Here is a 25,539-nt window from a genome sequence, read left to right as displayed (position 1 = left end):
GTCACAGCCCCGCTTCCGCCATGTGCCTGCGCAGGCTCAGCGGCCGCATGTCGGTCCACACCTCGTCGATGTGGGCGAGGCAGGTCTGCTTGTCCCCGCTCACGCCGGCCTCGCGCCAGCCCTGCGGCACCTCGCGGCCCGCAGGCCAGATCGAGTACTGCTCCTCGTCGTTGATCACGACCGTGTACTGCTCAGACATGCTGTGCCTCCAAGGTTTCTTCCTGCTCAGCAACGCCTTCGGTGCGGCGCAGTCGTCGTGCCGCGCCTCCGACCCAGCTCCCGGCGAGCGCCAGCAGCAGCGCGTACACCAGGGACACCACGATCACGACCCAGCCGAGACCGCGGCCGTTCAACGCCATGGCGGCCACGAGATCGGCGACCGCACCCAGTTGCGAACCCGCCTGCGCCGCCATCGACGCGCCCCAGGCGACCACCGTGCCCGCGAGCACGGCCAGCAGCACCCGCTTGCCGGCGAAGCGGTACACCGCCACCGCGGCGACCAGGACCGTGACCCACCACCAGCCCACCAGCAGTGCCGCCGCGTCCAGCGCCGCGACCGCCACAGCAATCACTCCGGTGATCAGCACGACCCTCATGGCCGCAACCTCCATTCCGCGGTTCCCTTGACCGCGTCGCCTTCCAGCACGGGCCAGAACTGCCCCCTCATCCACACCGGAACCCCGTTGGCGTACCAGGGGGACATCGGGTTCTCGCTCTGCCCGGCCGGGAAGATCGAGTTCGCCTCGCCGGTACCCCAGTCCACGTTCAGCCGCCACGTCGGACCGGCGGTGGCCAGGTTGGACAGCGGGTTGCCCGCGTCGTCGTCCCGCGTGCCGACCGCGGTGTTGATCGTCCGCGGGTTGCCGCCCCACGGCATCGGGCCCACGTCCAGCGCCGAGATGCCGAGCAGCGACGGGAAGAGGATTCGCTGGTACTTGTCGTACCGCCAGCCGTTCAGGTCGGCGCCGAACTTCTCGACGGTCCGCTTCACCGACTGGTGGAACGCCTCGCGCAGCACCTGGGTGGTGGTGCGCTTGGTGCCGTCGGGAAGGCTGAAGTACTTGTTGTCCGGGTCGTGCTGGATCCAGCCGAGCACGGTGCCGCGCAACGTCTCCTGGGCCCACGCTCCGGCGTCCGGCCCCTTGGGCAGCAGGTACTCGCCGGGGTTCTGCTTGACGCCGTAGTGCTTCCACCACGGCTCGAACGTCACCCACGAGACCCGGTTCTTGAAGGAGTCGAAGAAGGCCGGTGCGAGCGACTCCGGAGTCGCGTTGAAGTCCCAGCTCCGCAACATGTCCACGACCTGCTGCTCGGAGCCCGACAGCTGCTCGCCGGTCAGCGCGTCCAGCAGCAACGGCACCAGCTGCCGCGCGTTGTTGTCGTGCCAGTCGCTCTGCATCGCCGCCGTCTCGGCGAACGACAGCTTGCCCGCGGAGGTGATCCGGTCGACGATCTCGCCGTCGCGCCAGCCGTGCAGCACCCAGTTGTACGAGGTCGAGTACTGGTACGGGTAGTCGCCGGTGACCTCGCGCTGGTTCGCCGAGACGATGTAGCCCTCCGGCGGGTTGACCGACGACGGCAGCGCCTCGAACGGGATGGAGCCGGTGATCTCCGCCGTGCCGTCACCGGGCAGCGGCAGCGTCGGCGGGTGCCCGTCGACCTGGGGTGCGACACCCGCGTTGAACATCGCGATGTCGCCGTGCCGGTCGGCGTAGGAGAAGTTCAGCGCCGGGGTGACCCAGTTGCTCAGGCTGTCGCGGAACTCCTGCACGTTCCTTGCGCGCAACATCTTCAGGATGCTGTTCAGGTTGTCGTTGGGCAACGTGCCCGCCCACCACACGGCCGCCGTGAGGCCCTCGACCTCCATCACCGGGCCGTGCGAGCTGAGCTTGATCGTGTGGTCCACATCGGACTGACCGCGCACGGCGATCTTCTCGTGCAGCTTCGCCATCGGCTGCCACGAGCCCTTCGAGTAGAACTCGTCCGGCCGTCCCTGCTCGGTCTTCTCCAGGTAGTACAGCGTGGTCGGGCGCTGCGAGGCGGTCAGGCCCCAGCTGAAGTCGTCGGTCTTGCCCAGCAACGGCACCGGCAGGCCGGGTGTGGTGACGCCGCTGAAGTGGTAGCCGGGGCTGTGGCCCTCGAGCTGGTACCAGATCGACGGCAGGCTGTGCGGCAGGTGCGGGTCGGCCGAGAGGATCGGCTTGCCGGACTCGGTGCGGCTGCCGGAGACGACCCAGCTGTTGCTGTGACCCATGGTGCCCATGCCGCTGTTCGGCAGTTCGCCCAGCCGTTCCAGCAGCGGTGCGAGCTCCGAGCCCGCGCCGAGCGCCAGCGGCCCCTCCGGCCTGGTCTGGCCGGCCGCGCTCGCCTTCGCGGAGCCGCTGCCCGGATCCGGGAACGACCGTTGCGGCAACGGGGTCAGCGGAAGCTTCTTGAACGGCCCCTTGTCGTACGGGTGCTGCTTGTTCTCCGGCACGTCCGGGAACCAGGCCTTGAAGGCCTCCTGCCCCATCGCCTTCTCGGCGTAGGAGAACAACGGCGCCTGCGAGTCGAAGCTGATCTTCTGCCCGACGAGTCGTTGCACGGCAAGGCTGTCCACGGGGGACCACTCGGCCGGTTCGTAGCCGAGCACGGCGAACTGCGTGGGCATCCGGTTGGCCGACCGCAGCTCGTGCATCGCCGCGTTGACGCCGTCGCTGTAGGACTGCAGCGTCGCCTTCGCCGGGTTGTCGTCCTTGAGCGCCACCCAGTCCCGTTCGGCGGCTCTGCGCAGGCCCAGATCACGCTGGAACTTGTCGACGTCCAGCGTCGCCGCGCCGATCACCTCGGACAGCGTGCCGTTGGCCTGCCTGCGCGTCAGGTCCATCTGGACCAACCGGAAACGCGCGTGCAGGTAGCCGATCACGCGGAACAGGTCCTGGTCGTCGCTCGTTTTGACGTGGGCGAGACCGTTGTCCTCGAACGACACCGTCGCCGGGTTCTTCAGGCCGGGCAACGCCATCTCGCCCGACTGGGCGGTACGAGCGTCGGCGGACAGGCGCCACACGCCGGTGCCGGGGTTGAGCGCGGTGCCCAGCGCGGGCAGCGCGCCGAGGCCGGTGACCGACGGCACGAGCACGAGCAGCGCGAACAGCAGTCCGCCCAGCACGTCCAGCAGCCGCCGGAAGGAGACACGTTTCATCGGTTCCGCTCGCTTTCGTGGTCGCTCTCGTGCATCCGTGCCGCGAACGCCGCCGCGGTCGCCTCGCCGAAGAGGTCGGCGGGGCCAAGCCGGTGCCCGGTGTCCTGCTGGATCCGGACGAGCGCGGTCATCGCGGCGAGCGACGATCCGCCGTGCTCGAAGAAGTCGTCGGTCACGCCGAGCCGCTCGTCGCCCAGCGCGGCGCGAAGATGGCCGAGCACCAGCGCTTCCAGGTCGTCGCGCGGTTCGACGCCCGCCGGGCGCAGGGATTTCGGCGCGGTGATCCGCTCGACCCGCGGTGCCGGCCGGGGTGGCTCGTCACCGAACAGCGGCCGGGTGTCGTCGGTGAGCCAGTCGAGCACCACGACGATCCGGTCCAGCAGGTCGGTCATCTGCGGTGTGTCGAAGACGTCCCGGTTGAACTCCAGATCCAGCAGCAGAGCGCCGGGGCGCTGGTGCACGTCGAGGGTGAGGTCGTATTTCGACACTCCGGGCTCCGGTTGCTCTCCGGTCACCTCGACACCAGGCCAGCTCACGTCGTGCCGCGGTGTGTCCTGGCCGTTGCACATCACCTGGAACAACGGTGCGCGGGCCGGGTCGCGCGGCGGGCGGAGGTGGTCGACGAGCCGCTCGAACGGCACGTCCTGGTGGGCGTAGGCGTCCAGGCAGACGCGGCGTGCGTCGGCGAGCAGTTCCTCGGCCGAGGTCTTCGCCGTGGACAGCCGCAACGGGACGACGTCGATGAAGCAGCCGACGAGGCCGGCGACCTCGGGCCGTTCCCGTCCGGCGATCGCGGTGCCGATGACGACCTCGTCCTGACCGGACAAGCGGGTCAGGACGGTCGCGTAGGCGACGAGCACGACCATGAACACGCTGGCGCCGTGCCGTTGCGCGAGTTCCTCCACCCGCCGGGTCAACGGTTCGGGCACTGTCAGCTGAACGCGGTCGCCCACCAGGGTCGGCTCGGCGGGACGCGGCCGGACAGTCGGGAGTTCCAGCGTGGCAGGCGCACCGACGAGCACGTTCGCCCAGTGCGCGAGCCCGGCGGCCAGCACGTCGCCGGACATCCGGTCCCGTTGCCACAGCGCGTAGTCCCCGTACTGCACGGGCAACTCCGGCAGCTCCGGCTTGCGGCCTTCGTGCAACGCCGTGTAGGCGATCGACAGTTCGCGGCCCAGCACGCCCAACGACCAGCCGTCGCACGCGATGTGGTGCACGACCATCAGCAGCACGTGCTCGTCCGGGGCGATCTTGACCAGCACGACCCGCAACGGCGGTGCCGACCACAGGTCGAACGGCTCCGCCAGCGTCTCGGCCTTGATCTGCTCGAGGTCGCCTTCGACAACGGTCAGCGGCACCGTCCACTCCTCGGCGACGACCTGCACCTGGGCGTCGGGCTGGTAGCGCGTGCGCAGCACCTCGTGCCGGTCGACGACCAGCTGCAACGCCTCGTGCAGCAGGTCCACCCGCAGCTCGCCGTGCAGCCGCAGCACGATCGGCATGTGGTAAGCGCCGCCGGGGTTGAGCTGCTCCAGGTACCAGAACCTGTGCTGCTGGAACGACAACGGGAACGTGTACTCGGTCATGGCGCCACCCGCCGGCGTGCCGTGCGGTCGACCGCGACGATCGGGGCGGTCCGCGTGCCACGTCCCAGCGCGGCCACCACTCCCGCCACGGTCGGCGCGAGGAACACGTCCTTCACCGAGACGTCCGTGCCGGTGCGTTCCCTGACGCCCACGGCGATCCGCGGTATCTGCAGGGAATGGCCGCCGAGCTCGAAGAAGTCGTCGTGCAGGCCGATGTCCCCGATGCCGAGCACCTCGCACACCACGGCGGCGACCGCCCTCTCCTGGTCCGTGACCGGTGGTTCCTGCACGCCCGCGGCCGCCACGCCGGGTCGCGGCAGGTTGACGCGGTCGAGTTTTCCGTTGGTGGCGCGGGGAATCCGGTCCATCGGCACGAAAAGCGACGGCACCATGTGCGGGGGCAGCAGCTCACGCAGGTGATCCCGCAACGGTTCCACGTCGTCGGTGACCACGTAGGCCACCAGCCGGGTCTGCCCAGTGCCTGGGGTGTCCGCCAGAACCACGGCGTCGCGCACGGACGGGTGCCGTCTGAGCGCTTCCTCCACCTCGCCCGGTTCCACCCGGAACCCGCGCACCTGCACCTGGTGGTCCGCGCGGCCGAAGAACTCCAGTTCGCCCTCGGTCGTCCACCGCACGAGGTCGCCTGTCCGGTACATCCGGCTGCCGGGCGGGCCGAACGGGTTGGGCACGAAGGCCGTCGCCGTCGCGCCAGGCCTGTTCAGGTACCCGCGGGCGAGGCCCCTGCCGGCGATGCACAGCTCGCCGATCACGCCGGGTGGCACGAGGTCGAGGCCGTCCAGCACGTACACGGTGGTGTCCGGGTCCGGCACGCCGATCGGCACCGTCGTGACCGGCCCGCCGGTGGCACGCCACAACGTCGAGTTCACCGTGGCTTCCGTTGGGCCGTAGGCGTTGAACAGCGTGCGGCCCGGTCCGTGGCGGCCGACGACCTCGGCGGGCACCGTTTCCGAGCCGGTCAGCACCGTGCCGTTCGCGGGCAGTTCGCAGCCTTCCGGCAGCACCGCGAGCAGCGAGGGCGGCAACGCCAGGTGCGTGATCTCGTTGCGGGCCAGGAAGTCCGTCAGCACCCGGTCGGGCAGGCGGACCTCGCTCGGCGCGACCACCAGCGTGCCACCGACCAGCAGCGACATGCACAGCTCCCAGAACGCGACGTCGAAGCTGATCGAGGCGAACTGGACCACGCGGCTGTTCTCGGTCACGCCACAGCGTTCGGTCGCGGTGGCGATCAGTCCCGGTACTCCCGCGTGCGTGACCGCCACACCCTTCGGCGTTCCGGTGGAACCGGACGTGTAGATCACGTACGCCAACGAGGTGGGTTGTGCTGTCCGTTCGGGGGCATGGTCCGGGTAACCGGTGGTGTCGAGGTCGTCCGGTCCGATGACGAACACCGGCTTCGCGTCGGCCTTCATGAGCTCCACGCGGTGTGCCGGGTAGGCGGGGTCCAGTGGCAGGTAACCGGCGCCGGACTTCAGGACGGCCACCATCGCGACGATCATCTCCAGCGATCGTGGGAGCATGATCCCGACGAGGCGGTCCGGCGCCGCACCGTGCTCTGTCAACTTGTGCGCCAGCCGGTTCGCGGCCTCGTCGAGCCGGCGGTACGTCAGGGCCGTGTCGCCGAACACGACCGCCGAGTGGTCCGGGCGGACCTTCGCCCGCTCCTCGAACAGGTCCGCGAAGCAGGCGTCCGGCATCGTGCAGACCGTGTCGTTCCAGTCGGTCAGCAAGGTGGTCCGCTCGTTGTCCGTCAGCACCTCGATGCCGCTGATCGGGAGGTCCGGATCGGCCGCGACCTGGCGCAGCACCTCGTGCAGGCGTGCGGCGATGCCTTCCACCGTGGCCCGGTCGAACCTGTCGGTGGCGTAGATGATCGAGGCCTGGCCCGTGTGGTCGAGGGCGAACGCGAGGTCGGCCTTGGCGGACAGCTCCGGCACGGGGTGCGGGCGAGCGATCAGCCCCGGCAGGGCGGGTGACGCGACGGGCTTGTCGCGGTAGGCGACGTACACGCCGAACAACGGGTGCGAACCGGGTGAGCGAGCCGGGTTCAGCGCCTCGACCAGCCGGTCGAACGGCAGGTCGGCGTGCTCGAAGGCTTCCAGGTCCGCGTCACGCACCCGTGCCAGCAGCCCGGCGAAGCCTGGATCACCGGTGACGTCGGTGCGCAGCACCACCGCGTTGAGGAAGAGCCCGACGAGGTCGTCGAGCTCGCCGTGGCCGCGGGTGTCGGCCGGGGTGCCGAGCGGGATGTCCGTGCCCGCGCCCATCCGGTGCAACAGCACCGCGACGGCGGCCTGCCAGACCATGAACGGCGTCGCGTTGTGGCGTGCCGCGAGGTCCAGCAGTGCCTGGCGCAGGTCGGTTTCGAGTCCGAAGTGGACGGTGTTGCCGCGGTGGGTCGGGTGGGCCGGTCCGCGCCGCTCGCCGGGCAGGCTCAGCCGTGCGGGCAGGTCCGCGAGCCGGTCGCGCCAGAACGGCAGCGAGTCGTCGCGCTGATGCCGTTGCCAAGCCGCGTAGTCCGCGTACTGCACCCGCAACGGTGTCCAGCCCGGGGCGTTTCCACTCGCGCGGGCCTTGTACGCGGTGGTGAGATCGGTGAGGAGCGGTCGCATCGACGACTCGTCACCCGCGATGTGGTGCAGCACGATCAGCAGCACGTGGTCCTGCTCGCCGAGCCGGAACAACCAGGCCCGCAAGGGTGCGGCGGTGGTCAGGTCGAACGCGTGCGCCGCAGCGGCGACGACCTGGGCGTTCAGGTCGGGTTCCGTGATGCCGCGGACTGTCAGGACGTCCGCGGGTTCGTGCACGACCGGCCGTGGCACGCCGCCACGTTCGGCGAACACCGTGCGCAGCACGTCGTGCCGTTCCTGGAGGTCGATGAGCGCGGCGGACAACGCCGACACGTCCAGCACACCGGTCAGCCGCAGCGCGAAAGGCATGTTGTAGACGGGGTTCGGGCCGTCCAGGCGGTGCAGGAACCAGAGTCGTTCCTGTGCCGACGACAACTCGTCCCTCGTCGACGGTTCGATCGGCGACTGGATCGCCTCGTCCGCCAGCCGTGGTGCCAGTTCGGCGATGGTCGGGTGCTCGAAGACCTCGCGCAGCGCGATCCGGTGGCCCAGCTTCGTCACCATCCGGGTGGCCAGCATCGAGTGGCCGCCGAGGTCGAAGAACGAGTCGAGGACGGAGATGTCCTTCTCGCTCACGTCCAGCACGTCCGCCCAGATCCGTGCGAGGGTCTGTTCCTGCGGTGTGCGTGGGGCGACGTGGTGCGCGGTGGCCGTCGTCGCGGCCGGATCGGGCAGCGCCGCGCGGTCGACCTTGCCGTTGGGCGTGTGCGGGACGTGCGCCAGCTCGACGAACACGGACGGAACCATGTACTCGGGCAGGGACTCCCGAAGGTGTGCGCGCAGCTCCTCCGCAGAAGCCGGTCCGACGACGTAGGCGACGAGCCGTTCGTCCCGCGCGACCACGACCGCCTCGGTCACACCGTCGTGCTCGGCCAGCCGTGCCTCGACCTCGCCGGGTTCGATCCGGTGCCCGCGGATCTTCACCTGGGCGTCGCGCCTGCCCTCGAACCGCAGCACCCCGTCCTGGGTGAACCGGGCGAGGTCGCCCGTGCGGTACATCCGTTGCCCCGCGGCCCAAGTCGACGGGACGAACCGTTCGGCGGTCAGGCCCGGACGGCCGTGGTAGCCGTGCGCGACACCGGCGCCGCCCAGGCACACCTCGCCGAGCACGCCCACCGGTACCGGCCGCAACGCGTCGTCGAGGATCATCACGTCGGTGTTGGCGATCGGCCGGCCGAGACCGATCGCGTCCGGGTCGGTGACGCTGTCCACTGTGGACCAGATCGTCGTCTCGGTCGGGCCGTACTGGTTGCCCACCACCAGGCCGGCCTCGAGCAACGCCTTCGCCACATCGGCCGGCAGCGCTTCGCCACCGCACCACGCCCGCAGTCCCGCGGGCAGCTGTGCGCCGGAGTCGAGCAGCATCCGCCAGGTGGACGGCGTGGCCTGCACGACCGTCGCCTTCGTCCGTGTGATCAGATCCGCCAGCAACACCGGGTCGGTCGCCTGGTCCGCCGACGCCACCACCAGCCGCGAGCCCGTGAGCAGCGGCCCGAACAGCTCCAGCACCGAGATGTCGAACGACAGGGTCGTCACCGCGACCACGGTGTCCGCCGGTGTGAGCTGCCAGGCCTCCGTCATGGAACCGAGAAGGTTCAGCACCGCGCTGTGCGGCACGAGCACACCCTTGGGCCGCCCGGTCGAACCGGACGTGTACATCACGTACGCCCGATCGTCGCCGGTGACCTCTGGCAACGGGTGCTGTTCTCCGGTCAGGTCGTCAGTCGTGTGGATGACGAGCCTCGCGTGGGAGTCGGCCACCATCGCGCGCAACCGCTGCTCGGGGAACGCTGGATCGAGCGGCAGGTAGGCCGCGCCCGCCAGCCACACGCCCAGCAGCGCCTCCACCACGTGCGCGGATCGGGGCAGCAGCACTCCGACGACGTCCCCCCTTCGCACGCCCTTGTTCGCGAGCGAGGTGGCGATCTCGTTGGCACGCTGGAGAACCTGGCTCGCGGTCAGCTCGACGGCGTCGTCCGCCACGACCGCCAGCGGGTCGACCGCTACGGCCATCGTGCCGGGCCTGATGGGCACGCTGACACCCTGGCCTAGGCTGCGCAGCCAGCGCCGTTCACCGTCGGACATCACGTCCACTTCGGACACCGGAGTGTCGTCGGCGGTGTCGGCGAGCCGTTCGAGCACGGTGCCGAGGCGTTCGACGAGCCGTTCCACCCCGCACTCGGAGAACACGTCGAGGTTGAACTCGACGTGACCGCCGATCTCGTGGGGCTGGTCGCGCAACCAGAACGTGAGGTCGTGCTGGGCCGTGCCGTTGTCGACCCGGATCGGCGTGGCCGCCACGCCGGGGAACTCCGGTGTCGGCACCGGTCCGCTCTCCAGCGCGAGCATCACCTGGAACACCGGCGTCCTGGACAGGTCGCGTTCCGGCTTCAGGTGTTCGACGAGCCGTTCGAACGGCAGGCCCTGGTGCGCGTAGGCGTCCAGGCAGGTGTCCCGCACCCTGCGCAGCACCTCACCGACCGACGGGTCACCGGTCAGGTCCAGCCGCAGCGGTGCCACGTCGATGAAGCAGCCGATGAGGTGCTCGACCTCCGGCCGCTCCCGCCCGGCGATCGGCGTGCCGATGACCATGTCGTCCTGCCCGGCACACCGGCGCAACACGATCGCGAGCCCCGCCAGCAACACCATGAACGGCGTGACGTCGTGGGCGGCCGCGACCTTGCGCACGGCGGAGGTGCCACTGACCTCCAGCCCGATCGGCACCGTGCCGCCCCGCCCGCGGAACACGGCTGGGCGCGGCTTGTCGGCGGGCAGGTCGAGGACGAGCGGCGCGTCGGCGAGGCGGTGTTCCCAATGGCGGAGCAGGTCGTCGTGCGGCAGTTCGCGTTGCCAGCGGGCGAAGTCGCCGTAGCCGATGGGCAGTTCGGGCAGGTCGGGCTCCCGGTTCTCCCGGATCGCGCCGTACGCGGCGGACAGCTCGCCGGCCAGGACACCGACCGACCAGCCGTCGCAGGCGATGTGGTGGACCGTGAGCAGGAGGATGTGCTCGGTGTCCGCCAGCCGCACGACGAGCGCGCGCAACGGGTGTTCGGTGGTGAGGTCGAACGGCTTGCGCGCGGCTGCTTCGAGGATCCCCAGCGCACCCTCCGGGACAGCGTCCACAACGGACAGTTCGGGAGCAGAATTCTCCGACACGAGCAGGATTCCGTCGTCGACAAGCGACCGCAACGGCTCGTGCCGCTCGACCACGACCGCGAGCGCCTGGCGCAGTGCCGTCAGATCGAGGTCGCCTTCCAGCCGCACGGTCAGCGGAACCGTGAAGCGCGGCGAGTCCGGGTCGTACTGCTGCGTGAACCACAGGCGCTGCTGGGTGAACGACAGCGGCGACTCCGCGCTTCCCGTGCGCTGCAACGGACTGCGATCCTGTTGCTGCTCGATGGCCCGTGCGGTGCCCGCGACCGTCGGATGCCCGAACACCGCCGCCACACCGATGTCGCGGTCGAGCTCACGCGACAGGCGCGCGGCCAGCCTGGTCGCCAGCAGCGAGTGACCGCCGAGCGCGAAGAAGTCGTCGGTCCTGGCGATGGCGGCCTGGTCGACGCCCAGCACGTCCGCCCAGCACCGGGCGACCAGCTCCTCCAGCGCGCCGGCGGGCGGTTCGCGGTCGGGCGGCGGGGTGAGTCGGCCGGTGTCCGGTTCGCCGTCCTGGGTGCGCGGGATGACGTCGAGGGTGACGAACGCGTCCGGCGCGTGTCCGCCGAGGCGGGCACGCAGGTCCTCGTGGTCGGCCGCGCCGACGAGATAGGCGACGGTGGCGTCGTCTCGGTGCACGACCGCCGCGTCCGTGATGTCGGGTTGCGCGCACAGCCAGCGCTCCAGCGACACGAGTTCGATGCCGTCGGTGCGGACAACGGCGTGCAGGCCTGTGCGCAACAAACGGGTGTGGTCGCCCGGCACGAGCCGTTCGGCGGTGAGGCGCGGCAGGTCGGCGAAGCCGATGCCGTCCAGGGCCACGCACAGCTCACCGGGCCAGCCCGGAGGCTGCGGGCGGAGCCGGGAGTCGAGGACGGCGGTGTCGCCGTCGTGCCACCACGGCCGGTCGCCGATCACCACGGCGCCATCGTCGTGCCGCACCGGCCGCTGGTCGCGCCGGGTTTCCTCGTCCACCAACAGGGTGCGCCACAGCTCGATCACGGCCTCCGCGGAACCGACCGGCGCGAAGCCTCCGGCGGGCGGGCCCGCGGCCAACCGCGCGAGATCACCCTGACTCACCACGACCCCCGGCGGCAGCACCGCCGCGGGCAGACTCGGGTGCGGCACCGGCAACTCCCCACCGGGGTCGGCCGTGCTGTCGGCGCTGATCCGAGGCACCCCGGAGAACCCGACCATCGACGCCGACCCCGCCGTGACCACCAGGCACGGGTCGTGCTCGGCCACCGCCGTCCAGATCCGGTCGGCCGGGTCGTCGGGGTTCAGCACGAGGTGATGTCCGCCCGCCCGCACGACAGCCAGGCACGCCATCGCGAGATCGGGTCCCGCCGAGGCGAACACCGCGACCGGGCGGCTCGCCAGCGTCACGTCGTCGCAGTGGCTGCGGATCGTGCGCGCCAACCGGTCCGCACGACGCGTCAGCTCATCGCGAGGCGCCAGCACACCAGGCCAACGAGGAGTGAACCGCGCGAGCGGGACGTCCTCCACCGGCCGTGACGGCGCCGCGATCACCGCGCGCATCGCCGTCACGACACCGGCGACGATGTCGGTGTCCAGGACAGCGGTGTCGTGAACACAGGTCAGCCCCTCGGAGTTCACGTCCACCGTGAGCGGGAACTTCGCCGACCGCGCCTCCACCGGCACCGTCGAGGCACGGGCGCCGGCCAGCAAGTCCACGGGCAGATCCGGGGTGATCGTCAGCAGGACGTCGAAAAGACGCGGCCGCTGCACCACCGCGGCATGCCCCACCGCCGAACGGATCGCCGCTCCCGCGATCTCCACCAGCTCGTGGAACGTGGTGGCACCGTCCCAGCGCAGCCGCACGGGCAGCGTCATCACCAGGAAGCCGACGGTGTGCTGGGTGTCCGGTGTGCCGCGACCGGCGAACGGCATGCCGATCACCACGTCGGTCCGGCCGGTCAGCCGTCCCCACGCGGCGGCCAGAGCCGCCAGCCACACCGTGTACTCGGTGGTCTCCCGCGCGAGCACAGCCACGTCCGGAGCGTCGTGGTGCGAAGTCCGGCAGCCCGCTGAGCCCGCGATCAACGGCAGCAGCGCGGGTGTCCAGTCCTCCAGCGACGCTGTCCAGTAGCCGTCGTCAGAACCGGCCGCGACCTCACGCAGCGCCAGGTCGACCGGGTGCGACGCCGACGCGGCTGGCGCACCCGCGAGTTCGGCGAACAGCACCGACACCGCCACGCCGTCTGCCACGATGTGGTGCACCACGAGCAGCAGCAGGTGGTCGACAGGGCTCAACCGCCACAACACGGACCGGAACAACGGACCGGACCGCAGCGAGAACGGCTCCATCGCGAGAGATCGCGCGGAAGCGAGCGCCTCGTCGAGCGACGCGGCGTCCACAACGGACAGAGGGTGTTGCCGTGAGGCGACGACCCGTTGCAGCGGCTGGCCGTCGACCGCGACGAACGTCGTGCGCAACGACTCGTGCCGATCCACCAGGTCCTGCAACCGGCGCTCCAGGAGAGCGACGTCGAGCTCGCCGTGCAGCCGCAACAACGCGGGCATGTGGTAGGCGTTGTCGCCGGGGTGAACCTGGTCGTGCAGCCACAGACCGCGCTGGGCCGCCGTCACCGGGAAGAGCCCCTCGCGCTCGCCGGGCGGAGCGCTCATGCGGGCCAGCAGCGCGCGCTGGGCCTCGGTCAGGGTCGTGGTCACGGCCGATCACCCTCCAGCTGCTCCAGTGCCTCCACCGGCAGCGCCGCCACGTGGCTCAGCAGCACCTCGCTCAGGTCGATGCCGGTCGGTGCCGCGGCGGTCTGCCCGGCCAGCACGGCGCCGAGCGCCGCGACCGTCGGGTGCTCGAGGACGTGCCGGAGCTCCACCGCCAGGTCCAGGCGGGAAGCCACCTCGGCCGACACCCGTGCCGCGAGCAACGAGTGCCCGCCCAGGTGGAAGAAGTTGTCGGTGCGGCCCACACGTGGCTGGGCCAGCAGTTCCGCGAAGATCGACGCGAGAACCGACTCGATCTCGCCGGACGGCGGCTCGTACTCGGCGGTCACCGGGTGGGGCAGGCGAGTCCTGTCGATCTTGCCGTTGACCGTCATCGGCCACTCGGTCAGCAGCACCACCTGGTCGGGCACCATCGGACCCGGCAGCCGGGAACGCAGGTGCTGCTGCAGATCCGCCGGGAGCGAGAGATCGTCGACCTGGGCGTACCCGACGAGCCTGGTGTCCGGCGCCGCACCCGAGGCGATGACGAGCGCGGTCCGCACGTCCGGGTGCGCCGCCAGCGCGGCCTCCACCTCCCGCGGCTCGACGCGCATGCCGCGCACCTTCACCTGGGAGTCGGACCGGCCGAGGAACACGAGCTGCCCGTCGGCGCGGTGGTAGGCGCGGTCACCGGTGCGGTAGAGCCGTTGTCCCGCGACGAAAGGCGACGGGACGAACCGCTCGGCGGTCAGACCGGGACGGCCGTGGTAGCCGCGCGCGACGCCCAGGCCGCCGATGTGGATCTCGCCCACCCCGCCGGGCGGCACGAGGTTGCCCGCGGCGTCGAGCAGGTGGATCGGGCCGTTCGTCACCGAGAACCCGAGCGGCGTGATGCCCTCCTCGGAACCCTCGGGATCCAGGTGGTGGAACGTGGCCCACACGGTGGTCTCGGTCGGGCCATAACCGTTGATCACCAACGGCACGGACGAGGCGATCCGGCGCAGCAACGGTTGCGGGATCGGCTCGACCCCGACCAGCAACGCCCGCAGCGAGACGGGATGCGTGGCCAGCCAGTCGGCCGCGGCGGGTAGGAGGTGCGGTGGCAGATACGCACTCACGATCCGGCGGTCGGCCAGCCAACGCATCACGGCGTCGGCGTCGTTGCGGATGCCGGCCGGGCAGATGTGCACCGTCGCACCCGCCGTCAGCGCGGTGAAGACCTCGTGCACCGAGACGTCGAAGCCGGGGCTCGTCCACCAGCCGCACGCGTCGCCGGGGCCGAGCGGCACGCGGGCGCGGTAGTCGGCGACCAGGTTGAGCACACCTCTGTGTCCACATGCGACACCCTTGGGCGTGCCGGTCGAGCCGGACGTGTAGATGAGGTGCGCCAACCGGTCCGGGTGCGTGGGACCCGCGGGCGCCTCGGCGTCCGCCGGAACGTCCTCGACGAGCACCACCCGGCCGCGCAGCAACGACGCGCGGTCACGGGCCAGTTCGGCGTTCGTCACCAGAACCGGAGGGCCGGCGTCGGCCAGGATCGCGGACAACCGGGCATCCGGGTGGTCGACGTCCAGCGGCAGGTACGGCGAGCCGATGCGCTGGGCGGCCAGCATCGCCACGACGAGGTCGCGTCCGCGAGGCAGCAGCACGGCGATCGGTGCTTCCGCAGGCACCTCGCCCAAAGCCAGGGCGAGCCCGGCGGAACGTGCCGCCAGTTCGGCGTAGGTCAGCGAGCCTTCCTCGTCCTCGACGGCGATCTCCGAAGGGTGTTCCGCGCACATCGCGAGCACCGCCTCCGGAATCGACATCCCACTGACCGGTGAGCCGGCATTGAGCTCCAGCGCGGCCTGCCGTTCGGCGGCGGTGAGCATCGCGACCTCGTGCGGACGCAGCGAAGGAGTGGTCACCACGGCGTCGAGGACGTTCGCCCAGTGCCCGGCGAACGCGGCCACCTCGGACCCGCGCAGCGCTTCGCTGTCGTAGGTCAGCGAGCAGGTCAGCCCGGTGGCCGTCGCGACGATCTCCACGGTCAGCTCGAACGGCGCGGTCCGCTGGGTGACGAACCGGGTTCGTGCCGTGAGTCCGCCGAGATCACCTTCGTCGGCCAGCAACGACAGCGCGTGCCCGCCAGGAGTCTGCTGTTGCAGCAACAGCACGCGGATCAGGTCCGACCCGCGTTCGGCCGGCACGAAGTTCTCCACGATCCGCTGGTACGGGTACTCCTGATGAGCCTGCACCGCAGCGACACGGCGGCTGAACGCCGCCAGGTGTGCGGTGAAGTCCGCCTCGGAGTCGATCTCGCACACCAGCGGCAGCGGGTTGACGAAGTAGCCGACCGCGGAGGCGGACTCCGGGTCGAGCCTCCCAGGCGCGGGAACACCGAGCACGAACCGGTGTTCGGAGGTATAGCGGTGCAACGTCCACGCGAAGCTGGTGGCCAGCACGGAGTATGGCGTCGCGTCAGCCTGCGCGGCCACTGCGCGCACGGCGGCCAGCACCTCCGGGGACAGCCGCATCCGGTGCCGTCCGGTCGGGGCGGCCACCCGCCGGTGCGGACGGGCCTGCGGCAGTGCGGCGGACGGCGGCAGCTCGGCCAGCTCGGAACGCCAGAACTCGGCGAGCTCACGTCCGCGGTCCCCGCTGAGCAGCGCCTCCTGCCTGGCCGCACAACGTGCCGGGTCACCAGGTTCGGTCCATTGTGGAGTGATGCCTGCGGCGAGTGAGCGATAGGCCTCGCCGAACTCCCGTGCCAGCACGTCCAGAGACCACACGTCGCACGCCATGTGGTGCGCGCACAGCACAAGCGTGTCGTCGCGTCCGGCAGCACGGATCAGCGCCGCCCGCCACAGCGACCCGCCCGCGGGGTCGATGCCCTCGGCCGCGTGCCGGGCCACCACCGCGTCGAACTCGTCCGGCGCCGTGTCCACCACGCGCAGTGCCAGCGGTTTCGGGCACGGCTCGCGGCGCGGGACACCGGCCACGTCCGGGAAGTAGGTGCGCAGCGCGGGATGCCGTTCGGCGAGGAAGTCGATCGTGTGCGTGGCGATCTCCGCGTCGATCCCGCCGGAGACCTCCAGCCCGATCGCCAGCACGTAGTGGTCGGGGTCGCCGGAGAGTCTCGTGGCGAGCCACAGCCCGCGTTCGCCGTCGCTGAGCAGGCTCCCGTCGGAGGACTCTGCCTCGACCGGCCGGGCTGCCACGGCGGCCTCGGCCAGCCGTCGCGCGCTCGCCCCGCCGAGCAGGTCCGCGAGTGGCAGCTCCACCCCCAGTTCGCGCTGCACCGCTTGGCGCAGCTCGACCGCACGCAACGAGTCGAGGCCAGCCGCGGTCAACGAGGCGTCGACAGCCACCGAAGTCTCCAGCACGGCCGTCGCCAGCTCGGCGATCCGCGCCGCACGCGGATCAGCATCAGAGTCCACGGTGGACGCGGCCGGAGCGAGGAACGACAGTTCGCCGTCACGATGCATCCGCGCGCATTCGGCCCGCCGGATCTTGCCGCTCGGCGTCTTGGGAATCGTGCCGCGCGCCACGAGCAGGACGGGCTCGGCACGCACCCCGAACGTGGCGATCAACGTCGACTGGACGGCAGCCGCCACCCCGTCGGCGGACCCGACCAGTTCGGCGAGGACAGCGAGTTCGCCGTCGACCTCGAACGCGGCCACCGCCCCCGGCCGGATCGCGGCGTGACAGCCGGCGAGCGCGTGCTCGACGTCCTCGGCGAACAGGTTGCGGCCACGCACGATCACGACGTCCTTGAGCCGTCCGGAGACGTACAGCTCACCGTCGACGAGGGAGCCGAGGTCGCCGGTGCGCAGGCCGTCAGGGGTGAACGTCGCGGCGGACAACGCCTCGTCACCCCAGTACCCGCGCGCCACGCTCGGCCCGCGCAGCCAGATCTCGCCGACCTCGCCGTCGGGCAGCAGTTCCCCTTCGGCAGAGCGGATTTCCAGCGAATGACCGGCGATCGGCGTGCCGCACGACACGACGCCGTCCCGCGTGCGGTACCCGGTCAGCCGCACCCCGCCCGTGGCGATCAAGGTGCTCTCCGCCAGGCCGTAGCAGGGGTAGAACGCCTCGCGCCGGAACCCGTGCGGCTCGAACGCCTCGGTGAACCGCTCCAGCGCCGCCGGCCGGATCGGCTCGGCACCGCAGAACGCGACCTCCCAGCTCGACAGGTCCAGCCCCGCGCGCTGCTCCGGCGCGATCTTGCGCACGCACAGGTCGAACGCGAAGTTCGGGCCACCGCTGGCCGTGCCGCCGTGCTCGCTGATCGCCGCCAGCCACTTTCGCGGGTCGGCCAGGAAGTCCAGCGGGGACATCAGGTGGACCGGGAACCCGCCGTGGATCGGCTGCAGGATTCCGCCGATCAGCCCCATGTCGTGGTACGGCGGAAGCCAGATCACGCCGACGCTGTTCTCGGTGGTGCCGAACAGGGTCTGGATCGCCGTGGAGTTGTGCAGCAGGTTGTCGTGCGTGACCACCGTTCCCTTGGGCGTGCTGGTCGACCCCGAGGTGTACTGCAGGAACGCGACCTCACCGTCGGCCACAGCGGTGATCTCGTCCTCACCGTGCCCGGCCTCCGCCGACAGCCACACGACGGGCTCGGCGAACCCTTGGCGGGCCAGGCTTTCCCGTGCCGAGTCAGCCAGCGCGGGCAGCGTGAGCACCGCGGCGGGACGGGCGTCGCGCAGCACGGACACCAGGCGCGGGATCTGCCGTTCGTCGAGCGGCGGGTAGGTCGGCACCGCGATCACCCCGGCGTACAGGCAGCCGAAGAACGCCGCCACGTACTCCAGGCCGGGCGGCAGCAACAGCACCGCCCGATCACCGGGCCGCGTGACCTCGGCCAGTCGCGCGGCCACGACCGCCGCCCGCTGGTGCAACCCGCCGTAGTCGAGCGCGACGTCGTCGAACGTCAAGGCCTTCCGCGAGGGTGTGGCCTGTGCGCGCTCCCACAGCACGTGTGCGAAGTTCATGGACGCCCCACGATCTTGGTTCGGGCCAGCTTCAACGCGTGCAGGACCTCCACGGCGGGCAGTGCGCCGGTGCGCAGGCTCGCGCCGGTGTCACCGCCGAAGCGGGCGCAGACGTACTTGTGCGACTCGTAGACCGCGCCCAGCGCACGGACGAAGGCGGCGTGGTCGGCGACCAGGTCGGCGGGCAGGGCCCGCAGCGTCGGCCGCACCTCGGCGAACAGCCGCACGAGGTAGTGGTGGTCCGGCGAGAGCAGGCCGCTGAACCCGGCGGAGACGAACGGCGGTTCCATCGTCGGGCGGACCGTGTGGTGGTACTGGTTCGCGCCGAACTCCGCGGTGAACACGAACGCGGCGCTGGAGGCGTCCAGCAGCCTCGTCGCGAGCCGCAGCCCCCGCCTGGCGCCCGCGAGGTCGTCCTCGCGCAGCGCCGTCACGAACGACTGGAGCGCCACGATCAGGCACTGCGTCACCACGAAGAACACGTGGTGCCCGACCCGCCAGCGCCGTTCCGGGTCGAGGTGCCAGCGCAACAACGGCGGCCGCACCGCGACGGGGAGATCGGCCGTCTCCCCCGCGCAGCGCACGATCATCGTCTGCAGCATCGACACCAGCGCGGACCACCGCGCCCAGCTCATCCTGGTGCCGCTCGCGAGGCCCTCTTCCAGCAACGATCGGTAGGCCACCAGCAACGACCTCGCGAACACGCCGTCGGTGTCGACGTCCACCCGCTCCACGCCGAAGTGCTCGTCGAACTCGCGCAGGCGGTGGTCGTACGTGTACGGCACCCCGGACTTCACGCGTTCGGGCAGCGCGACCGAGCCGCTGCGCGCGGGCAACGCACGCAACCGGTCCAGCAGATCGGTACCGGACACCCCGGCCGCCAGCCGCCGCGCCAGCCGCAACGGGGCCGGCGCGTCGACGGCGAGGCTCAGCTGCTCCTCCCGGCGCGGCAGGCTGGTGGGGTGCAACAGGATGAGGGTCATCGAGCGACCTCGGCCTTGTCCCGCAGCCGGGCCCGCTGCTCCTCCGGCGTCGGCAGGAACCCGATGTCGACCATGTAGGCGAAGCACTTGTGCGCCAGCTCCGCCGTCATCAACGGGCACTCGACCCCGATGTCCCGCAACGCGTCCAGCGTGTTGGCGCACTCCGCGTGCAGGTCCGTCACCGCGAGCACCTCGCGGGTGAAGGCGGGCAGCACGGACGTCGTCCGCTCCTCGAACAGCAGCGGCAGCAACGGGAACAGCGGGTTGTCCGGTCCGAGCGTGACGAGGTGCTGCACCGCGGTCTCCAGCGGCACGATCTCGAAGTCGTAGCCGAACGACCGCACCCAGCCGTAGACCTCGACGAGCGGCACCGGGTTCTGGTTCCAGAGGTGGAAGTTGCGGCCGAGTGACTTGTCCCGCAACGAGATGTGCGCGATGGCCCTGGCCGCGTAGTCGATCGGGATGGCGTCGAAGAGGTAGTCCATCGACGGCACCACGCCGAACTCGAGCAGGCCCTTGATCTGCAGCAACAGGTAGTCGCTGGTCTGCGTCGCGCCCGTCTCGGTGTGGCTGATCATCATGCCGGGCCGGTACAGCGCGACCGGGATGCCGCGCTCACGGCCGATCCGCACGAGGTGGTCACCGGCCCACTTGCTGCGCGCGTACGCCTCCGGCGCCTCCGCGGGCACCAGTTCCTCGTCCTCCATGTACGGCCGGTTCAGTCCGGTGTGGAGGAACGTGTCGATGCTGGAGATGTAGTGCACGGCCTTGCGCCGCCCGGTCACCGCGAGCCGCAGCACGTCGACGACGGAGTCGACGTTCGCGGGCTTCAGCGCGCTGTACGGGTACACGAAGTTGACCAGCGCGCCGACGTGGTAGATCGAGTCGATCATCTCGCCGAGCTTGGCGAACCCCTCCTCGCCCACGCCCAGCAACGGTTCCGCGAGGTCGCCGACGACGGCCACGATCCGGTCCTCGTACCTGTCGTCCCAGATGAGGTACTGGCGCATGACGTCGCGCAGGCGGTCCTTGGCGGCGCTGACGGAACTTGCGCGCACCAGGCACCACACGGTGGCGTCGGTGCGGTCGAGGAGTTCCTTGACCAGGAACGCACCCAAGTAGCCGGTGGCACCGGTGAGCAACACGTGCGACGGCGTGGTCCAGGACGCGTCGGGCAGGTCGGCGGCCGGCCGGATCGACTCGTCCAGCACGGTCTCCGCGAGGATCTCCTCCAGGGTGCCGGTCTGCTCGGCGGCGGCACTGCGCTTGGCGGCCTCGACCATCTTGGTCACGCCCGCCACGTGCGGGACCTCGAACAGCTGGTGCATCGGGATGCTCACGCCGAACCTGCTCCAGAGCGCGAGCGCGAGCCTGGCCAGGTGCAGCGAGTTGGCCCCCAGCTCGAAGAACGGGTCCAGCACGCCGACCCGTTCGGCGCCGAGGATCTCGCCGACCAGCTCGGCGACCTCGGTCTCGAGCGCGGTCATCTCGCGGCCGTTGCCGGTCTGCCGCACGGGCTCCGGCAGCTGGGCGCGGTCGAGCTTGCCGGCCACGTTGCGGGGCAACACGTCCAGCACGACCAGCGAGCTGGGCACCATGTGCGCGGGGACGATCTCGGCCAGGTGAGCCCGCACCTCGTCCGCGTCCACCTCGCCGGCGATCCACGCCACGAGGTTGCGGCTCTCGCCGATCTGGCGGACGTCCGCGACGGCCTCGGTCACGCCGGGATGCGAGAGGAGCGCGTGCTCGACCTCGGCCAGCTCGATCCGGTAGCCGCGCACCTTGACCTGGTGGTCGACCCTGCCGCAGTACTCCAGCTGGCCGTCGGGCAGGCGGCGGGCGCGGTCGCCGGTGCGGTACATCCGGCCGCCGGAGGTCCACGGGTCGGGCAGGAACCGCTCACCGGTCAGCCCCGGCCGGTTGTGGTAGCCGCGGGCCACGTTGACCCCACCGACGAACAGCTCGCCGATCTCGCCGTCGGCAACGGGCTCGCCGTCCTCGTTCAGCAGGTGCGCACCGGAACCGGGGATCGGCGTTCCGATCGGGACGACGTCGGCCTTCGGGTCGAGCAGGGCCGTGGTGGCCCACACCGTCAGCTCGGTCGGGCCGTAGTTGTTGACCAGCTGGCAGTCCGGCAGCAGCGCGTAGTGCCGGTCCACCAACGACTTCGGGCACGCCTCACCACCGACGATCACACACCGCAGGCTGCCGAGCGGACCGGCGTCGTCGGCGTGGATCAACGAGTACAGCGACGGCGTGCAGTCGAGGTGGGTGACCTGGTGCTTGGCGATCAGGTCGCGCAGCTTGCGCGGGTCGCGGTGCTCCTCCGGCGACGGCAGGACGACCTGCCCGCCCGTCGCGAGCGTCCAGTACAGGCCGACCGCGCTGGCGTCGAACGAGAACGAGATCGGCATCAGGAAGCACGCCGGCGGCTGCCGGTCGAAGTCGTCGTGCGCCAACGTGGTGTGCACGATCTGGTGGTGCGCCACCGTGACGCCCTTGGGCTCACCGGTCGAGCCGGACGTGTAGATCACGTACGCGGCGTTCTCCGGCCGCACCCCGGACTCTGGGCGGTCGGCCGAGCGGCCCGTCAGGTGCTCGGCGTCGGACAGGACGGTCGTCCACTCGCCCTCCGGTGCGGCTCCGCGCAACGCTTCCGGCGTGACCAGCACGGACGCGCCGGAGTCTGTCATCAGGTAGTGGAACCGGCGCGGCGGGTTCGCCGGGTCGATCGGCACGTACACGCCACCGGCCTTGAGCACCGCGAGCAGCGCCACGACCGTCTCCGTGCAACGTTCGGCGATGACCGCGACCTTGGTCTCGACGCCGACGCCCGCCTCTCGCAGGGCGTCCGCCAGCCGGTTGGCCCACACGTCCAGCTCCGCGTAGCTCAGGTCCGCACCGAGGTGGGTGACGGCGCACGCCTGCGGGGCGCGATCGGCCTGCTGCTCGACCAAGCGGTGCAGCAGCCGGGCATCGGTGTCGCTCATAGCGAGATCACTCCAGTCGAATCCGTTCGCCGGGCCGTGTCGCGCAATGCTGGTGCGGCGGCGCACATTCCCCGCACAACCGGCGGCAGGAAACCGGTGCGCACCAGGTGGTCCAGCACTCGCGAACCGTGCGCGGCGTCCAGCGGCGGGCAGGTGAGACCGGTGCCGGCCAGCGCGGTCTCGGTGTTGGTGCGGTCCACCCGGTACTCGCCGCCGGCGCGCGGATCGACGAAGTCCTCCCGCAACAGCAGCGGGACGACCGGGAACAGGGCGTTGTCCGGGCCGACCCCGGCGAGCGCGGCACGCCAGCGGTCGTCGTCCACGACCTCGAACGGGTAGCCGAAGTCGGTGATCCACTGCCAGACGTCCTTCAGCGGCAACGACTGAGGGTTGTTCAGGTGGAAGACGCGGCCGAACGAGGCCTGCTGCCGTGACAGGTGCGCGATCGCCCGGCTGACGTGGTCCACCGGCATGAAGTTGAGCGTCAGGTCGTGGTCGGGCCCGATCCCGAGCTGGACGCAGCCCTTCACCAGCACGCACGAGTAGTCGGCGGGGTTCGCCACCCCGGTGGCGCTGTGGCCGAGCATGGCGCCCGGCCGGTACCGCACGACCGGGAGGCCTCGCGCACCGGCGGCGGCGACGAGCTGTTCGGCGACCCACTTGCTCTGGTCGTAGCCACCGACGACCTCGGACGGCGGGATCACGGTGTCCTCGCGGACATCGCGCTCGCTGCCGTGCATCAGGACGTCCAACGTGGACAAGTGGTGCACGGCTTTCGTCCTGGTCGTGCAGGCCAGGCGCAGGATCTCCTTGGTGCCGAGCACGTTCACCCGGCGCAGCGCCGAGTACGGGAAGACGAAGTTGACCTGCGCGCCGCAGTGGTAGATCACGTCGATCTCGCCCGCCAGCTGCTCGTACCGCTCCTTGCCGAGCCCGAGTCCCGGCTGGTCGAGGCTTCCCGGCACCACGACGATCCGGTCGCGGAACTCCTCGTCCCAGATCTCGTAGTCGCTCAGGCAGCGTTCGAGCCGTTGCCAGGCGGCGGTGTCGTCGTCGGCCCTGACCAGGCAGTACATGATCGCGTCGCCGGTGTGCAGGAGTTCGGCGAGAAGGAACGCGCCGAGGTAGCCGGTCGTGCCGGTGATCAGGACGTGCCGCGGGTGCAGGACGTCCGCCCGGATCGGTGCGGGCGAGATGTCGTCGTCGAGCACCGCGTCCCGTTCGAGCTCGCTCTTCGCGCCGGGAGCGGGCAACGCGGCCCTGTCCACCTTCCCGTTGCGGGTCAACGGGAGTTCGGGCAGCCCGACGTAGTGCGCGGGCACCATGTACTCGGGCAACGTGCGCCGCAGGAACCCGGCCAGGTCGTCGGCCGGCGCCCCGCCCGGCACGTGGTAGGCCACCAGCCTGCGGTCGCCGGGCACGTCCTCGCGGGCCAGCACGGCCACGGCGGTGATCGCGGGGTGGCGCACCAGCGTCATCTCGATCTCGCTGAGCTCGATCCGGTGGCCACGCACCTTGACCTGGTCGTCGTTGCGCCCGAGGTACTCCAGCACGCCGTCCGCGCGGTAGCGGACGAGGTCCCCGGTGCGGTAAAGGCGTTCGCCGGGCTGCGCGGGGTCCGGCACGAACCGTTCGGCCGTGAGCCCAGGACGGCCCAGATACCCGCGGGCCACGCCGGCTCCGCCGATGAACAGCTCCCCGACCGCCCCGACGGGCACCGGACGCAGCTCGTCGTCCAGGACGTACAGGCGGGTGTTGACGATCGGTTTGCCGATGGGGACCTGTCCGGGTGGTGCGGCGCCGGCCGCCACCTCGTGCACGCAACAGCCGACGACGGTCTCCGTGGGCCCGTACTCGTTGACCACCAGCGTGTCCGGCGCGTGCTCGGTCCACGCCCGCAACGCCTGACCGGACAACGCTTCGCCGCCGACCACCAGCCGTCTGGTCGCGGCCGCCACCTCGGCGGGCGACAGCAGCGCGCCCAGCAGGTCGAGGTGCGCGGGCGTGAGCTTGACGAGGCTCTGCCCGCCCAGCACCCGCGCCAGCCCGGTGACGTCGGCGTCGGTCAGCGTGACCGTGCGTCCTGCGACCAGAGCGGGGAACAGCGAGGTCACGGTGAGGTCGAACCCGATCGAGGAGTGCAGCGGTGAACCGGCACCCAGGTCGAGCTCGTAGGACTCACGCGCCCACGTGACGTAGTTGGCGAACCCGCCGTGCGTCACGCCGACGCCCTTCGGCACTCCGGTCGAGCCCGAGGTGTGCAGGACGTAGGCCAGGTTGTCCGGGTGGACCTCGATCTCCGGCCTCGTGGCCGGAAAGCGGTCGAGGCTGGTGGTCAGCACGGTCTTGCGTGGCAGCACGGGAACGCGGCCCGCGAGCTCGGGCGAGGTGACGAGCTGGCGCGCCCCGCCGTCGGCCACGAGGAACGCGAGCCGTCCCGGCGGGTTGGCGGGATCGAGCGGCAGGTACGCGGCACCGGCCTTGAGCACGCCGAGCAACGCGACCGGCAGGTCCAGGCCGCGGTCCAGGCACACCGCCACCCGGTCCTCGACGCGCACTCCCCTGGCCCGCAACGCGTTCGCCAGCCGGTTCGCTCGCTCGTCGAGTTCGCGATAGCTCAGTTCGTCCTGGTGGTACCGGACGGCGATGGCGTCGGGGTGGTTCCTTGCCGCGGCTTCCACCAGTTCGTGCACGGGCGGCGACGCGGGCGCGACCGGACCCGCCGACCAGGCGCGGAGCTGGGCGATCTCCTCGGGTGGAAGGAGTTCGCCGGTCGTCACGAACGACCGCAGGCGAGCCAGCCACCGTTCCGCGTCGGCATGCTCGACGCGGACCTGCCCGCCCCGCACGCGAACAACCGGTTCGTCGGCGGAGACGACTGGGACGGACCGCGTCAGCACGTGCCCGGCCAAGTCCACTGTGGAGGGTGAGTCGTCCTCGACGAGCAGCCCGCCGAGCGCGGCCACCGTTTCCTCGGTGACGCCGTCGAGTTCGATCCACCCGCTGGCCTCACCTGGGCCGTTCGTGCGCGGGGGCAGATCTGCGCCGGGCAGCGGATGGCTGTCGAGCAACGGGTGGATCACCACCCTGAGCACGCCGTCCGCGAGCGAGATCCGGAACAGCGGCGGGTTCGCGGGGTCGAGCGGGGTGTCGTCGTTGATCTTGACGGCGATCCGGCGGGCGACCAGCCGCACCGGGGCGCCGTCCAGTTCGCGGAAGTACGCGCGCAGCTCCACGCGCCGCGCGGCTTCCGCGGTGAGCGCCTGTTCGAGCACGGCGACGTCCGGCTCACCGCTCACCAGGAACTCGTCGACGATCGGGTCGAGTGACATCG

General features: G+C 71.0%; 9 protein-coding genes. All 9 read right to left on the bottom strand.

What is annotated here, in order from left to right:
• Position 1: 1 nt before the first annotated feature.
• The 9 genes from JOD27_RS37625 to JOD27_RS37585 are packed head-to-tail and all read right to left on the bottom strand — an operon-like array spanning position 2 to position 25,537.
• Positions 2-199, bottom strand: coding sequence for an MbtH family protein (locus JOD27_RS37625; RefSeq protein ID WP_204767132.1), 198 nt, complete (start codon positions 197-199; stop codon positions 2-4).
• Positions 192-596 (bottom strand): hypothetical protein, encoded by a 405-nt coding sequence (locus JOD27_RS37620; protein WP_204767131.1) that lies wholly within the window; start codon positions 594-596, stop codon positions 192-194. Before JOD27_RS37620 ends, JOD27_RS37625 begins: the two co-directional genes overlap by 8 nt.
• On the bottom strand, positions 593-3,181 hold the full coding sequence (locus JOD27_RS37615) for a penicillin acylase family protein (RefSeq protein ID WP_204767130.1): 2,589 nt from the start codon (positions 3,179-3,181) through the stop codon (positions 593-595). The genes JOD27_RS37620 and JOD27_RS37615 overlap by 4 nt, the downstream gene beginning before the upstream one ends.
• Positions 3,178-4,767, bottom strand: coding sequence for a condensation domain-containing protein (locus tag JOD27_RS37610; RefSeq protein WP_204767129.1), 1,590 nt, complete (start codon positions 4,765-4,767; stop codon positions 3,178-3,180). The genes JOD27_RS37615 and JOD27_RS37610 overlap by 4 nt, the downstream gene beginning before the upstream one ends.
• On the bottom strand, positions 4,764-13,262 hold the full coding sequence (locus JOD27_RS37605; RefSeq protein ID WP_204767128.1) for a non-ribosomal peptide synthetase: 8,499 nt from the start codon (positions 13,260-13,262) through the stop codon (positions 4,764-4,766). The genes JOD27_RS37610 and JOD27_RS37605 overlap by 4 nt, the downstream gene beginning before the upstream one ends.
• A complete protein-coding gene (locus tag JOD27_RS37600) occupies positions 13,259-18,232 on the bottom strand; it encodes a non-ribosomal peptide synthetase (RefSeq protein ID WP_204767127.1) in 4,974 nt (1,657 codons plus the stop codon). The genes JOD27_RS37605 and JOD27_RS37600 overlap by 4 nt, the downstream gene beginning before the upstream one ends.
• On the bottom strand, positions 18,229-19,215 hold the full coding sequence (locus JOD27_RS37595) for a 3-methyl-L-tyrosine peroxygenase-related protein (protein ID WP_204767126.1): 987 nt from the start codon (positions 19,213-19,215) through the stop codon (positions 18,229-18,231). The genes JOD27_RS37600 and JOD27_RS37595 overlap by 4 nt, the downstream gene beginning before the upstream one ends.
• Positions 19,212-22,205 carry a non-ribosomal peptide synthetase gene (locus JOD27_RS37590; RefSeq protein WP_204767125.1) on the bottom strand — a complete coding sequence of 998 codons (2,994 nt, stop codon included), beginning with the start codon at positions 22,203-22,205 and terminating at the stop codon, positions 19,212-19,214. The genes JOD27_RS37595 and JOD27_RS37590 overlap by 4 nt, the downstream gene beginning before the upstream one ends.
• On the bottom strand, positions 22,202-25,537 hold the full coding sequence (locus JOD27_RS37585) for an amino acid adenylation domain-containing protein (protein WP_204767124.1): 3,336 nt from the start codon (positions 25,535-25,537) through the stop codon (positions 22,202-22,204). The genes JOD27_RS37590 and JOD27_RS37585 overlap by 4 nt, the downstream gene beginning before the upstream one ends.
• Between the last annotated feature and the right edge of the window lie 2 nt (positions 25,538-25,539).

Source organism: Lentzea nigeriaca (genome assembly GCF_016907955.1).
Taxonomy (GTDB): domain Bacteria; phylum Actinomycetota; class Actinomycetes; order Mycobacteriales; family Pseudonocardiaceae; genus Lentzea; species Lentzea nigeriaca.
Note: the sequence above shows the minus strand (reverse complement) of the source record. Positions and strands in the feature narration are given on the sequence as shown.